Below are 15,155 nucleotides of genomic sequence, written 5' to 3' on the forward strand. Positions count from 1 at the left end.
CAGCAACAGGAGAGTGACGGGAAGGTATGGAGCCCTTAAAGAGACGGCGCCGGGAGTTTAGTGCAACCGTATATGTGCTGAATGAGAGCAGGGACCGCTTGCTGTTTGTCCGGAGGACGAAACCGCCATTTGTCGGCAGTTATTTGCCGCCAGGCGGCCATCTGGAGGAGAATGAAACGCCTGATGAGGCAGCGCTGCGGGAAGTTTTGGAGGAGACCGGTTATCCGATCAAGCTCTTATCCTCTGCCCGCCATGAGCCGCTGGAGGATGGAGTGACGATGCTGGCTGCGCCCATCGCGATTCAACTGGAACCGATTGATGAGGAGCATGATCATATTGACTTGATCTACTTGGGACAAGTATCCGGAGAGCAGGTTGAGGTGGATGAGAAAGAAGAGGGGGGTGTATGGTTGTCCGCTGAACAGCTGGATATGCAGCCAATGCCTGAAGCGGTTCGAGTGGCGGCCAAAAGAATAATTGCCGAAGTGTTGCTCGATTATTGACGCCTTGTATCTCTTCGTTCATTTCCAGGGCATAATGAGGGAAATCATGCACGGATACGAGGGATAAGGATGAAGGACGGAATCATAGACAAGCTCAGACAGAAGCATGGCTGGTTAAACGATATGCTTGCCCATATGCCAGCCGACTTGTTGGGACATTGGAGTACTGCCAATGTGCAGCCTCATGAGATGGTTTGCGAGCAGGGAAGAATGGCGGATTACTTCTATATCGTCATAGAAGGCGAATTTAAAGTTCAGCATACGTTGGACGACGGACATTTAGTCATACTGGCCTATCTCTATCCCGGGGAATTAATCAGCGATATTGAGATCGCTCTCGATCGGCCTTACGTATGCTCGGTTGTTGCATCAACAAAAGGCTCCATACTCGCTCTGAAAACAGCTATATACAGCCGATGGATCGAGGCGGATCCCCACTTTGTATTCATATTGAACAGACAGCTGTCTAAAAAGCTCTATGAAGCCGGACAGAAGTCGATTGATCACATGTCCATGTCGCTTCGTCACCGGCTGGCCCGCTACCTGTACAAGCAGCTTGAGCATTTTGACTTTAACGAGCATGTCGCCTGCATGATTGCCTTCTCACGGGAAAATATCGCGTTAGAATGGGGAGTCTCGGTGCGCAGCATTAACCGGGTGCTAAAGGATCTGAAGGATCGCAGAATGATTTTCGTCCAAAAAAATCAGATTATATGCAATGAATGGAGCCGCTACTTAATAGAGAAAGAGCTGCAAGAGCTTGAAAGCAAATCATAATAGGAGTGATTCATTTATGACGCAATTATCGAATCCGATGCAGCGCGGTATGGCGCAAAAAAACATTTCGGCCCGCCATATCGTTGCCATCGTTATTAGCGCATTAATTTATGGAGCGACGATTTATATCTCCCGGTACTTTCCTATTAAAATCGGTACGGTGCAAGCGATTTATCCGGCTGCTGTTTTCGCCCCTCTGTTCGGAATTTGGTTTGGTCTATGGGGTTCGGCCGGATTAGTTGTCGGCAATGTCCTCTCCATGCTGGTAGTCGGCATGAACCCTGCCGTTTATCCGCTCGCCCTATTGGCGCAATTTGCGATGGGCTTTATACCCGGTGTCATGTTCCGCAAAGTAAAGCTGGAAAGTATGAAGGACCGCGTTCATTTTATATTGGTTGTCATATTAGGCATGGTGGCGGGAACCGTACTTGTAGCGCTTAATCTCATTCTATTTCAAAAGGTTCCGGCCAACGTGGTGTGGAGTACCGTCTGGGCTTGGATGCAGGTCAGCAATACGCTTACGGCCGCGATTCTTAGTCCGCTATTGTTCACATGGATGTCAGATTATATGAATAAGTCAGGGTTGTTTTTCAAACGGTTCTGGGGCTAATAAGGGGAGATATGAAATGCAGCTGTATTATCCTTCGAACTCCATCATTCATTACATGCATGGCTTCACAAAAATTATGATCTTTGGAATTCTATTAACACTAGTTCCTTTGTTCATGGAGCAGCCAGTGAGTCTATTGGTTCTGTTGCTGGCATGCTCTGGTTTGTTCATCTATATCCGGCCGCCCAAAACCCATTTGCTGCTGCTGATTCCTGTTGGAATGCTGGCTGTTATGATGAGCTTGACTTATTTCTTTGCGGATATGGGCGGACAGGTATATGTACATGCCGAATGGGGCTATTGGATGTTTCAAATTTCTTCGGGAAATGTTTTATTCGCGATAACGTTTATTTTGAGAATGATGATTTGGTCGCTATTATTTTTTATTCTGCTGTTCACCACATCTCCGGAAGATTTGGTCATCGGTTTGAAACGCTTCGGTTTGCCTGAGTTTCTAACCCTGGCGGTGTCGCTTGCGCTGCGTTACTGGAGCTTGATGATCTTCGATGTGAAGACGGTCATGGATGCTCAATATTGCCGCGGAGTTGATTTCCGCTCTGGAGGCATACTGACGCGAACCAAGCGATTCGCCAGCTTGCTTATCCCGGTCTTGTTTGTATTCTTGAAACGATTCCGTACGACTAGCTTTGCCCTTACTTTAAAAGGTGTAGGCAGGAAAAATAAAAGAACGTACTACTATAATCCCCGCTTATCGGCCATTGATAACTGGGCCATATCGTCGGCGGTATTATTGACTGCAGTGTGGCTGACGCTGCAATGGTTTTATAAACTTTAGACAAGGGGGCAGCAGCTATGATCCGTTTTGACAATTACTCCTGCCGTTATGAATCGTCCAAAGAGCCCCTGTTGCATACGTTAAATCTGCAAATTAATCCAGGCGAATTCGTCTTTGTAACAGGGCCAAGCGGCGGCGGAAAATCGACGTTATGCTTCTCCATAAATGGGCTGATCCCGAACGAAATGGAAGGCTCTCTGTATGAAGGGAGCGTGACGGTGGACGGCATTAACGTTCAGCAGACGTTCCCGTATGACCTTGTATCGGTGGTCGGAACGGTGCTGCAAGATCCGGAATGGCAGCTCGTTCGAGGAACAGTGAAGGAAGAACTGACCTTTGCTTTGGAAAATATGGGCGTTTCCGTAGAGGAAATCGATCGCCGTCTAGCCCAAGTAGCCGAACAGGTTCAGATTAAACCGTTGCTGCTGCGATCCTCTCTAGAGCTGTCCGGCGGGCAAAAGCAGCGGGTAGCCATTGCGGCTTGCCTAATGATGCAGCCGAAAGTAATCGTGCTTGACGAACCAACCGCGGAGCTGGACCCGATGGGAAAAGAGATGGTCATGGAGACGATATGCGAGCTGCACCGCCAATGGGGCTATACGGTCGTATTTGTAGATCATAATCTGGATGTGACACTCCCGCATGCTGATCGGGTTATCGTCGTTGCGAACGGGAGAATCATTGCCGATACCCCTCCTGCGCGAGTATTTGATCAGCAGGCTGTTCGTGAGCTGCTTCCTATGCCTCAGATTGTAGATCTCTCGAGGCAGCTTGGTGTACGCAGATCGGACGGAGGTGACCCGTTAACTGTGGCGGAGCTTGAAGAGGAATTGGGGAAACGGCGTGAAAACAAGGCGCAGCTTGATTGGGAAGGCAGCGGACAGTCGTATCGTTATGGGCGTATTGCCGCCGACGCACAACCGATCATTGAGCTTAAGCAGGTTCGATTTAAGTATAAGAAGCATGATACGGATTTGACGATCAAGCCGGTCGATTTGCGAATCATGCAAGGTGAGTTTACCGCGATCATCGGTCATAACGGAGCGGGTAAGTCTACCTTGTGCAAGCTGATAACCGGGCTATTGAAGCCTTCCAGCGGCGAAGTGCTCATTCATGGCAAGCTGGCGAATTCCTATGGGGCCGAGCAGAGAGTCCGGCATGTCGGCTTCGTTTTCCAAAACCCTGACTTTCAGTTTGTCCGTCGAACGGTTTATGATGAAGTGGCCTACGGCTTGCATATTCAGCGGTTGAAGGCGGAGGAAATTGATGCGCGGGTAAGACAGGTAACGAAGCTATTGAATATCGACAGCTATTTACATGAACATCCGCATTTTCTAAGCAGGGGAGAACGGCGCAGAGTGGCGATCGCGTCCATTCTGGCGCTGGAACCGGAAGTCATTATACTGGACGAGCCAACAACGGGACTGGATTCCTTGCGGTGTCAAGAGATGATGAGCTACATCCGGAAGCTGTGGCAGAAGGGCCATACCATCATTTTGCTTACCCATGACATGCGAGTGGTGGCTGACTATGTACCGAGAACCATCGTGATGTCAGGCGGCCACATACAATGGGATGCGCCAACCCGTGATATTTTCGCTAAAAAAGAAAAGCTTCACCGCCATCAGATTACGCTTCCTCCAGTAGTCGAGCTTTCCTATGCGTTGGGATGGTCTGAACCGGCGTTGTCTTCAGATGAGTTTATCACTCATATTCATAGCGTAGAAGGAGTCATGGAGACGGCTGCGGAAGGAGTGCTGGGATGACGCAGCCATTTCTTATGATGATGCTGGGTGTCGGCAACGGGTTCTGCAAATCGACTTATCATAACAATGCTTTAATTGACGCACAGGGACGATTGTTTCTCATTGATTGCGGAGCGATGGCGTGGCAAAGCCTGCATGAAATCGGTCTGGGCTTTGAGGATATTGAGGGCATCTTTATTACTCATCTTCATTATGATCATTGCGGAGGCTTGGATGAGGCGGCTCTATATGGCGCATACGCTGCTGGGAGGAAGCTGAAGCTGTGGCTGCCCTCACCTTTAAACGGGGTTATATGGGAAAAGTATCTTAGCGGGACGCTGGAAAACAAAGTGGAAGGCAGAGTATCACTGGAAGACTATTTTGACGTGCATTGGGTCGAGGAAGGAGAAAGTTTTTCATTCTCGGCCGGTTCTTCAGCCGGACTGACGGCCCGCTGGCTGCAGACACTTCATGTGCCCGCCAAATTTAGCTGCTCGCTTATTATGGATAACCGCTTCTTTTATAGCTCCGATATGCAGGCGGATACAGGACTGCTTTGTTCCTTGCTCGATCAGGGTATAGATACGTTTTATCACGATTCAAGCTTCACCTATAATCCTGTTCATGCGGGCTTTGAGGAGCTGTGCAGGTACCCGGAAGAAATACGCAACCGATTGTATTTAATGCATTATGGAGAGGTGCCGGCAGATAAGCCGGAACATGAGCTCCAAGGCATGAAGCTGCTGCGGCAGCATGAATGGCTCGCTTGGTAGCGGGCAATTTGGAAGATAAGGGAGGGGTTATACTGATATGAGTAGCAAATTTCCTTTTGTCCGGTTGGCGTTTCCGGCATGGTTTGAACCTGTTATGGAAAAGGTTTGGCTAAAAATGAACGACGACTCTACCGGGCATGATTTTTTACATGCTGTTCGTGTCATGGAGCTGGCTGCAGATCTTGCAGCCGAGCTTCAGGCGGATAAGGAAATTGCGATGACAGCTGGTCTGCTGCATGATTATTACCGCAAGGAGGAAAAGCAGACAGGACGGCTTCATTATGGGCACGAAGCGATAGATGAATTGCGTCGCGAATTTGAGTCATTGCTAGAACCATTTTTGGATGAAGTGCGGTTTGAACGAGTGCTGCAAGCGATATCGCGGCATGAGGAGTATCCGTTTACCGGCGGCGATGACAGGGCGCCTTTGTCCATTGATGAACAAATTTTGCAAGATGCGGACCGGATCGATGCCATTGGAGCGATTGGCATTGGACGTACCTTTATGTTTGGCGGTGCACACGGATTATCATTGGCAGACGATGAAGAATGGTCAGGCGGTGTATTTGACCCTGATCAAAAACCGTCTGGTTCCGTATACCGCCACTTTTATGAGAAACTGCTGAATTTATCCGACGGGATGCATACCGTACCGGGCCAGCGCATGGCAGCCGAACGGCATCAATTTCTAGTCCATTTCGTTAGGCAGCTCGAGCATGAGCTGAAGCTGGATCACCGCTGATTCATTGACAAGGATTGCATAGATGCTAAAACGCCATCAAAGTTTACACGGTCATCAGACAGTGGAAGCTTTAATGGCGTTTTTTTGTAGGGGTACATGAAACCGCCTTTCATTGAAAGCAAGATGATGCATCATCTTGGAATACACTACTTTCTGCGTAAAATCGCCTATTATATCCGTTTGTACGCAGCCTATATAATAAAGATATACCAATTGCCTGTGAGCGGATAAAGGGGAGATCAGATGAGCGTTTATGTTCGTATGCTTACCATATGCATGACAGCGGCGATTCTATTCACAGCCTGTTCTTCGTCCAAACAACCTGTCTCTGGAAAAATTAAAGTGATGTATTTCAATGAATATTCGTTTGGCGCGGATTACGCTAACTTATTTCAATCATCGAATCCCAATATTGAGCTTGAGCTGGCGGAGCTCACGATGGAACGTATGGATCCGAACAATGATGCTGATCTGCAGCAATGGCTGGAGCGGGAGCAGCCAGATATTCTGCTGTTAAGTGCGCGTCAGTATAAGGAAATGGCCAGAGAGGGAAAGCTGCTCACTCTGGACGACTTAGTCAAGCAATCGAAATATTCATTAGACTCTATAACGCCGGGGGTACTGGATACGTTAAAGAGTATGGGAGACGGAGAGCTTTACGGGTTGTCTCCAACGTTTAGTTCTACGGCTTTGTTTTATAACAAGGATTTATTTGACCGCTATCACGTCGAATATCCAACCGATGGAATGACTTGGGATGAGGTGCTTCAAATCGCCGAGCGTTTTGCTGGGGAGGGAGAAGGCAATGATCGGATATACGGCTTATCGCTTCTGCCATGGGAGTCGACGCCTAATGGACTGCTAAGCAAGCTCGACGAAACCGCAGGCTTGAAATGGCTGGACCCGGTAAGGATGAAGCTTGCGGCGGATACGGCAGCGCATCAGCAGAACGCGGAGAAAGCAGTTGCTGCTTTTCAAAAAGAAATCATTCCCTATATTGATATTAAAAATCAAGTCATCGATATGAATTTCTATAAAGAGATGCCCTTCGTGAAGGGAAGATCCGCCATGTATCTTGGAGATTTCACCTTGTTCAAAAGTATAACCGCTGAATTGAAATCATCGAATTCCACGATGAACTGGGATCTGGTCACGGAACCAGTTAATCCCCAATATCCCGAACAATCGTCTACTCTTGCACTCGGCAATATCTTCGCAATAAATATCAATTCTCCCAACCGGCAAGCTGCATGGACGTTCTTGAAGTTCGCTGGCAGTGAGGAACTGGCAAAGATCAAATCGAATAGCACTTTTGAGCTGCTGTCCCGGACAGTAGCGATGAAGGAGATGGACGGGCATAGTCTGGAGCCCTTTTATAAACATAAATTTGCGCCAGTATCCGCTATACCGAAGGAGCTGCCTTTACAATTTCTGCAGAATTATAATCAGCTTCGAGAGCAGCAATTGAAAGAGGTGTTGGATAAGCAGAAATCCATTCATGAAGCCTTAGGCACAATTCAGGAGGAAGGGCAAATGCTGCTCGATGCCAGCCTGCTGGAGCATAAACAGAAGCCATAACCGTAGAAAAGGATGCGCAGCGAATGAATTAAGCTGCGCATCCTTTTTGTCGTTCAATAGACCAGACTTTATTTCAACAACCACAGTGCAGGAACGTTCGACGGTTCCCAGCCAACGAGAGACGTATGGGACTGTCTACACTCATAGACAGAGCCTCCATAGGAAACGAGAGTACCTACCGAATAAGCGGTATTCGGTGCCCAAGCAGGCGCAGTCGAAGTGGCTGCGGTCGTGCCATTTACTGTGCTGGCAGCCGATTGATTGCCAGCTGCATCTATCGCTCTAACGCTGAATGTATAAGTCGTACTTGCGCTAAGTCCAGTTACGGTATAAGAGGTTGCCGTGCCGGACGTTGTCGTTACGAGAGTCGAGCCGTTGTAGATTCGGTAGCCGGTAACCCCAACATTATCAGTTGATGGGCTCCACATGAGCTGCAGACTGGAAGAGGTCGGAGCACCCATGACATGTAATCCTCCTGGTGCCGTAGGCGGTTGCGTATCATTACCGACGATCGGGTTCGTCGTTACCGTTAACGCATTGCCGGAAGCTGACACGTTGCCAGCTGCGTCTATCGCTCTAACGCTGAATGTATAAGGAGTATTAGCCGTAAGTCCAGTTGCTGTGTAAGTAAGGGTAGAGCCGGAAACTTGAGCGATCTGGTTGGCTCCGTTAAATATCCGATAGCCCGTTACACCGACATTGTCGGTGGCGGCCCCCCATGATAACGAGACGCTGGTCGTTGTTTTCGATGGAGATGTCAGCGTTCCTGGAGCTGAAGGTGCAGTGGTGTCAACCGGATTTGTGCCGCTGAAGTTCACATCGATAACATTATAGAAAGCGTTTGCAGTATCAGCGATTTCCCACACAGCCAGAATGACTTGATAGCCTGTGCGTGCTGGCACGTTACATGTATTGGAGTAAGTGAATGGCGGTTGTACTCCGCCGTAGCTGACGGAACAAAACGGTGTTAAATCAAAGGAATCGCGGGTAAGGGCCGCATTGGGATTCCAGTTTTGCTTCGTGATGTAATATTTCCAGCTTGCCGTAGCGTGTGCGGCGGTCAGCTTCCAAGTGAAAGTGTTATTGCCGGAGGAGATATTGACTTTGGACCAGCGGGTTGCCGACTGCTCATCGAGCTTAGGAAACGCACCGTTAGCACTCGCTATTTTACCGTCAGCAGGTCCGGCGGCAGGGAAGCCCTTTGGCGCTTCCAAGCTCTGCGGTTCGTAGATGATGGAGCCGCAATCGGTGTTCTGCCCCGATTTGCATAGTGCGGCTCGGCTTGCTGGCCCTTCCACATAACCGTGGGAAAAAGCAGCCTTTTCTGTAAGCATAAGCATGGAAATTACGGCAATAAGCAGGATACCGATCAATTTGGACACAGATACGTTATAAATTCGAAATGACGTCATAAATGAACCTCCTTCAAATTTTTTTGAATCACTTTGGCTGGACGGCAGCGCAATAAATCGGACCAAGCTTATGTCAGTTCATAGGCAAGCTCCTTTCCAAAAGATTAATATATAAACTCAAGAAGAGAGTTCATATCGAATCTCAAGGTCAACTGAATTCATTTGCGGCAGGCTGTGGAATGCAAGATAAAGTGTTCAAATTAGAAGGAACATTAGAAGAAAGAGAGGGAGGGAGTATGCTGAGATTTGGCAAACTAGGGTGCTGCTTACTCATGACTATCGAGAGGATCATTGCTTCGTTCGATTTCATTATATGGTAAATTTGTAAATTAGACTTGAGTCTTTTGGAGTGGATAATCAAAAAAATGATTGGTTTTTGCAATTATAAGTCTCTAATGCGCAGAAAATCTTGTTTTTCCGGCGTTCTAGTTGCAGTTCAAGCAGTCATGATTTTATCGATTCGAGGATTGTGCAGGAAGAGGACAAGCAAGCGGATAGGCTTTTTATAAACTTTTTATAGGTACAAATAACTAACAGAAGATGGAAAAGTGTTGGGTATGTCGAAAAAAAGCGGCTGTAGGGATACGGTCGGCGACATTAACAATGAAGGTAGTGAAAGGGTGCTGCCGTAAGGGATGGGGGTATTTTCCAAACAAAGTGGAAGCGCATACATTTTTCGTAGTATTGCATCTTATAGCTTGGTCAGCTCTGTCTCTATAATGGGAATGTATGACATGGAAAGGGGGATCGCCGTCAATTAATCTGATAAAGGCAGGTGAGGCAGCGGAAGAAGAAAGACGGAAAAAGTCGAAGTGAGACATCATGGATTGTAACCGCTATCATTATTTGATTTGGAAGGTTTACGCATGTTCTCGCATCCCATTTTTATTGAGGAGGAATATAATGCGCAACAAGAAGTATGTGGCATGGTCGCTGGCAGTGACGATGCTGATTTCAAGCCTGCTGCTGTCAGCAGGCCCGTCGGCCCCAGTGCATGCAGCTGGCGGTGCTAATCTCGCTCTGGGCAAGACGGTAACGGCAAGCGGCCAATCTCAATCGTATAGCCCGAACAATGTGAAGGACAGCGATCAGAACACGTATTGGGAAAGTACAAACAATGCGTTCCCGCAGTGGATTCAAGTCGATTTAGGAGCTAATACAAGCATTGACCAGGTTGTCCTGAAGCTGCCTGCAAGCTGGGGCTCCAGAACGCAAACGCTGGCTGTTCAAGGAAGTACGAACGGTTCATCTTTTACAGATATTGTCGGTTCGGCGGGTTATACATTCAACGCTGCTTCGGGGAATTCGGTCACCATTAACTTTACTGCAGCTAGTACACGCTACGTTCGTTTGAATGTAACGGCCAATACGGAATGGCCGGCGGCGCAGCTGTCGGAATTTGAAATTTACGGCAGCGGCGGTACGACACCTACGCCTAGTCCTACGCCGTCTGCACCGGGCACGTACCAAGCGGAGTCTGCGGCGCTATCCGGAGGAGCGAAAGTGAATACTGACCATACCGGTTACTCGGGTACGGGTTTTGTTGACGGTTACTGGACGCAAGGCGCTGCGACGACTTTTACAGTCAATGTACCTTCGGCAGGCAACTATGATGTGGCTCTGAAATACGCCAACGGCAGCGGAAGTGCGAAGACGCTCAGTCTTTATGCCAACGGTACGAAACTCCGTCAAACCTCATTGTCCAGCTTGGCCAATTGGGACACTTGGGGGACCAAGGCAGAGACGGTCGCTTTAAATGCCGGCAATAACACGATTGCTTACAAATATGATGCCGGCGATACCGGCAACGTTAATTTGGATCAGATTATAGTGACGGCATCGTCGACGCCGACGCCGACACCGACACCGATACCAACACCAACACCAACACCAACACCGACACCAACACCGACACCAACACCGACACCAACACCAACACCAACACCAACCCCGACGGCAACCGTGACGCCAACACCGACGCCGACCGTGACGCCTACGGCTGGCCCAGGCGGCAACATTGCCATCGGCAAAGCGATTTCGGCTTCTTCAAGCACGCAATCCTTTGCAGCAGCCAATGCGATCGATAACAGCACGGATACTTACTGGGAAGGCGGAGGCAGCTCAAGCACGCTAACTCTTGATCTTGGAGCGAATCATGACGTAACGTCAATTGTACTGAAGCTTAACCCGTCCGCGGCATGGTCAACACGTACACAGACGATTCAAGTGCTGGGACATAATCAGAACACGACGAGCTTCAGTAATTTGGTAACTTCGCAATCCTATACGTTTAATCCGGCAACTGGCAATACAGTGACGATTCCGGTTGCAGCTACAGTGAAAAGGCTCCAATTGAGCATTACGTCCAATTCCGGTGCTCCGGGGGGACAAGTGGCGGAGTTCCAAGTGTTCGGCACGCCATCTCCAAATCCGGATCTGACAGTAACCAATATTTCATGGACGCCGTCTGCGCCGATTGAGACGAATGCTATTACGCTGAACGCTGTTGTGAAAAATATCGGCAATGCCGGTGCTCCGGCAACGACGGTTAATTTTTATCTGAATAATACATTAGCAGGCTCTGCTCCGGTAGGTGCGCTTGCGGCCGGTGCCGAGGCAACGGTATCACTCAATGCCGGAGAGAAGACAGCTGCGAATTATACAGTCAATGCCAGGGTTGATGAGAACAATGCCATTATTGAGCAAAATAAGGCAAACAATAGCTATACCCATTCTGCGCCATTAACAGTTGCGCCAGTCGCAAGCTCTGATCTGGTAGGGACGGTTTCTTGGACGCCTAATACACCAACGGCTAACAGCGCGGTGGCCTTTACGGTAAATGTTAAAAATCAAGGAAACCTTGCATCTGCAGGCGGTTCTCATGGTGTTACGGTCGTACTGAAAAATGGGGCAGGGGCAACGATACAGACGTACAATGGATCGTTTACCGGCACCTTAGCCGCAGGGGCCTCCGTTAATGTCAGCATGGGAACATGGACAGCGGCAACTGGCAACTATTCCGTAACAGTAACGGTCGCTACAGATGCCAACGAGCTTCCAATTAAACAGACGAATAACGTAAGTACGACAGGTCTGGTTGTCTATTCGGCACGCGGTGCCAGCATGCCTTACAGCCGATATGATACGGACGACGCTACACGCGGAGGCGGTGCTACCCTGCAGTCGGCACCAACTTTTGACCAAGCGCTAACAGCCTCGGAAGCTTCCGGTCAGCGTTATATTGCGCTTCCGTCTAACGGCTCTTATGCGCAATGGACCGTTCGTCAAGGCGAGGGCGGAGCCGGAGTCACGATGAGATTTACGATGCCTGATTCGGCTAACGGCATGGGATTGAACGGCTCCCTTGATGTCTATGTCAATGGCGTCAAAGTGAAGACGGTATCGCTGACTTCCTACTATAGCTGGCAATATTTCAACAGTGATCATCCTGCCGACGCTCCTGGAGGCGGCCGTCCGCTGTTCCGCTTTGATGAAGTCCACTGGAAGCTGGATACTCCGCTCCAAAGCGGTGACACGATCCGCATCCAGAAGGGGAATGGAGACAGTCTGGAATATGGCGTCGATTTCCTTGAAATCGAGCCTGTGCCTGTCGTGGTTCCACGTCCGGCCAATTCCGTATCTGTAACGGATTACGGTGCAATCGCTAATGACGGCAATGATGATCTTGCCGCTTTCGAAGCTGCTGTAACGGCAGCGGTTGCCACTGGAAAAACGTTGTATATTCCGGCAGGAACATTCCATCTGGGCAACATGTGGAAAATTGGCTCGGTCAGCAATATGATCGATGACATTACGATTGTTGGCGCCGGTATCTGGCATACAAACATTCAATTTACGAATGCAAATGCGGCGTCAGGCGGCATATCGTTCCGGGTTAAAGGGAAGCTGGATTTCAGCCATATCTATATGAACTCCAACTTGAGATCCCGCTACAACCAAGAGGCCATCTACAAAGCGTTTATGGACAATTTCGGTAAAGACTCCAAAGTGCATAACGTTTGGGTGGAGCATTTTGAATGCGGCTTCTGGGTCGGCGATTACGCCCACACTCCAGCGATTTATGCGGATAATCTTGTGATTGAAAACAGCCGCGTACGGAATAACCTTGCAGATGGTATCAACTTTGCGCAAGGAACAAGCAATTCAACTGTACGCAACAGCAGCATCCGCAATAATGGCGATGACGGACTTGCCGTATGGACGAGTAACGTCAACGGTACACCTGCGGGCGTGAACAATACGTTCTCTTTCAACACGATTGAGAACAATTGGCGTGCGGCAGCTATCGCATTCTTTGGCGGCGGCGGTCACAAAGCGACTAACAACCTGATTGTCGATACGGTTGGAGGCTCCGGCATCCGTATGAACACCGTTTTCCCGGGACATCATTTCCAGAATAATACGGGTATTTTGTTCTCGGATACGACAATTATCAACAGCGGCACGAGTAAGGATTTGTACAATGGCGAACGTGGAGCGATTGACTTAGAGGCTTCTAACGACTCTATTAAAAATGTTACGTTCTCGAACATTGATATTATCAACACTCAGCGCAGCGCGATTCAATTCGGTTATGGCGGAGGGTTTGAAAATATCGTGTTCAACAACATTAACATCAACGGCACGGGCTTAGACGGTATTGAAACGTCTCGCTTCACATCGCCGCATAAAGGCGCAGCCATCTACACTTATACCGGCAATGGCTCAGCGACGTTTAATAATTTGACGACGAGCAATATTGCTAATCCGAATGTGAATTACATTCAGAATGGATTTACTGTGACCATCAACTAAGCGGCATATGGCAGAATCAGGGAGGCGTTCTTTCGGAACGCCTTTTTGGTGTTTTAGGAGAGAGGTGCTCGCTGCGCGTTTTGGTTCATTCTGCCGTTTTTGTTTCCATTGTCCCATCGCTTATACGATGTTAAATGGATCGAACCTTCGAAATGTCAGCCTGAACTCAAAACGCTCCGCTTACACTGATGCGCTTAAGGTAATGCACACAAAGTGTGAGTTAAAGGCAGTAAGCATCAGGTAATCAGCAAGGAGGGATGCTCTCAAATGTGCACACACAAAGTGTACGTAAAGGCAGTAAACAGCAGGTAACCAACAAGGAGAGATGCTCTCAAGTGTACGCACCAAGTAATGAATAAAGGTAAATATACAGAGGTAGCCGCTATAAGGCAGCACACATTAGGAATTAGACAGTACATAGGGAACGCGAAGGTTTCGTTATAGCAGTAAAGTAGCCGTAATCTCCAGTAGTGAAAAGTTAGTTTAACAGAGCCTCAAATAGCACCATTTTTAGTACAATAAAGTTCATTCTGCTTAACTGAGCCGGGTTTGTCATAGAAATGATGAATCAAAATGTAAAAGTGCAGGTTGTTAGCGGGTTTTTCGGCGATTTATGGCGTCAAAATGTAAAAGTGCAGGTTGATTGGGCCGAAAAGCTCACATAAGCCGAAATTGAGCGATTTAAAATGTATTTTTGCATTTTGATAGCGATTTTGGGTCATTTTGGCCTTATCAAAATGCACATTTGCATTTTGATTCTCGTTCGGCTAAAAATGATCATTTGCGGATGCATGTGATGCTCAAATCAGTCGTGAATACGATGATACGATGGGATTTCAAGAAGCTCCAAGAGTCCTCTTCTTGGATCAGAGGGTTTCAACAGCAATTATGCGTTTTTTAGTTGGTCACAAAAGATGCAGCACCAGAGCTTTGGCGGCACGTAAATTACTTTATGCAACAGTTAGAGAAGCGCCAGAAGAGTGTCTTACGCCGTGCTGCGAGATCACGGGAATGAAAATTGTGCTTGCTTTTTCATTTCCGACTGTGATACTATGCTTTACAAACGTTCCGTTCGTAAACGGTACAAAATGACTACAACACCATTAAATGAATAAGGATCTTCGGGGCAGGGTGAAACTCCTGACCGGCGGTAAACGTTCCTCGTTGAACGAAGCCCGCGACTCTCTGAGCCGACTACGGCAAGGGGACTGACTTGGTGCAAATCCAAGGCCGACGGTATAGTCCGGATGGAAGAAGATCACAAGTACTGATGCGGACAGGTGCGTTCAATTTGACGCAGCTTCTGTTTTCGCAGCTTTATTTGGGCAGCCCCGATTCGCGTATTCGCGTGAATCGGGGCTTTTTTGGCGAACATGCAGCCACTGTATGTTGTGCCCGGTCCTT

At 48.4% G+C, this 15,155-nt stretch carries 10 protein-coding genes and 1 riboswitch; of the genes, 9 read left to right on the plus strand and 1 reads right to left on the minus strand.

What is annotated here, in order from left to right; all coding sequences use genetic code 11:
• Positions 1 to 26: 26 nt before the first annotated feature.
• The 8 genes from TY10_RS02525 to TY10_RS02560 all read left to right on the plus strand — a co-directional run bounded on the left by TY10_RS02525 (position 27) and on the right by TY10_RS02560 (position 7,524).
• Positions 27 to 503 (plus strand): NUDIX hydrolase, encoded by a 477-nt coding sequence (locus TY10_RS02525; RefSeq protein ID WP_052350304.1) that lies wholly within the window; start codon positions 27 to 29, stop codon positions 501 to 503.
• Between the two features lie 69 nt (positions 504 to 572).
• Positions 573 to 1,280 (plus strand): Crp/Fnr family transcriptional regulator, encoded by a 708-nt coding sequence (locus TY10_RS02530; protein ID WP_042160240.1) that lies wholly within the window; start codon positions 573 to 575, stop codon positions 1,278 to 1,280.
• Between the two features lie 16 nt (positions 1,281 to 1,296).
• Positions 1,297 to 1,890 carry a hypothetical protein gene (locus TY10_RS02535; RefSeq protein ID WP_042160242.1) on the plus strand — a complete coding sequence of 198 codons (594 nt, stop codon included), beginning with the start codon at positions 1,297 to 1,299 and terminating at the stop codon, positions 1,888 to 1,890.
• A 16-nt stretch (positions 1,891 to 1,906) separates the two neighbouring features.
• A complete protein-coding gene (locus TY10_RS28580) occupies positions 1,907 to 2,686 on the plus strand; it encodes an energy-coupling factor transporter transmembrane component T family protein (RefSeq protein ID WP_052350305.1) in 780 nt (259 codons plus the stop codon).
• Between the two features lie 17 nt (positions 2,687 to 2,703).
• Complete coding sequence (locus tag TY10_RS02545; protein ID WP_042160244.1) at positions 2,704 to 4,452, plus strand: ABC transporter ATP-binding protein; 1,749 nt, start codon at positions 2,704 to 2,706, stop codon at positions 4,450 to 4,452.
• Positions 4,449 to 5,204 carry an MBL fold metallo-hydrolase gene (locus TY10_RS02550; protein WP_052350306.1) on the plus strand — a complete coding sequence of 252 codons (756 nt, stop codon included), beginning with the start codon at positions 4,449 to 4,451 and terminating at the stop codon, positions 5,202 to 5,204. Before TY10_RS02545 ends, TY10_RS02550 begins: the two co-directional genes overlap by 4 nt.
• 37 nt (positions 5,205 to 5,241) lie before the next feature.
• On the plus strand, positions 5,242 to 5,946 hold the full coding sequence (locus TY10_RS02555) for an HD domain-containing protein (RefSeq protein WP_052350307.1): 705 nt from the start codon (positions 5,242 to 5,244) through the stop codon (positions 5,944 to 5,946).
• 243 nt (positions 5,947 to 6,189) lie between these two features.
• Positions 6,190 to 7,524 (plus strand): ABC transporter substrate-binding protein, encoded by a 1,335-nt coding sequence (locus TY10_RS02560; RefSeq protein ID WP_042160245.1) that lies wholly within the window; start codon positions 6,190 to 6,192, stop codon positions 7,522 to 7,524.
• 68 nt (positions 7,525 to 7,592) lie between these two features.
• On the opposite strand, the gene TY10_RS02565 is transcribed toward TY10_RS02560, so the two are convergent.
• Positions 7,593 to 8,936, minus strand: coding sequence for a lytic polysaccharide monooxygenase (locus tag TY10_RS02565; RefSeq protein ID WP_042160247.1), 1,344 nt, complete (start codon positions 8,934 to 8,936; stop codon positions 7,593 to 7,595).
• 903 nt (positions 8,937 to 9,839) lie between these two features.
• Between TY10_RS02565 and TY10_RS02570 the strand changes: the two genes are divergently transcribed.
• Positions 9,840 to 13,751, plus strand: coding sequence for a discoidin domain-containing protein (locus TY10_RS02570; protein ID WP_042160249.1), 3,912 nt, complete (start codon positions 9,840 to 9,842; stop codon positions 13,749 to 13,751).
• 1,113 nt (positions 13,752 to 14,864) lie between these two features.
• Positions 14,865 to 15,014, plus strand: a riboswitch (FMN riboswitch).
• Positions 15,015 to 15,155 lie beyond the last annotated feature (141 nt).

Source organism: Paenibacillus gorillae, from assembly GCF_000513275.1.
Classification (GTDB): Bacteria; Bacillota; Bacilli; order Paenibacillales; family Paenibacillaceae; genus Pristimantibacillus; species Pristimantibacillus gorillae.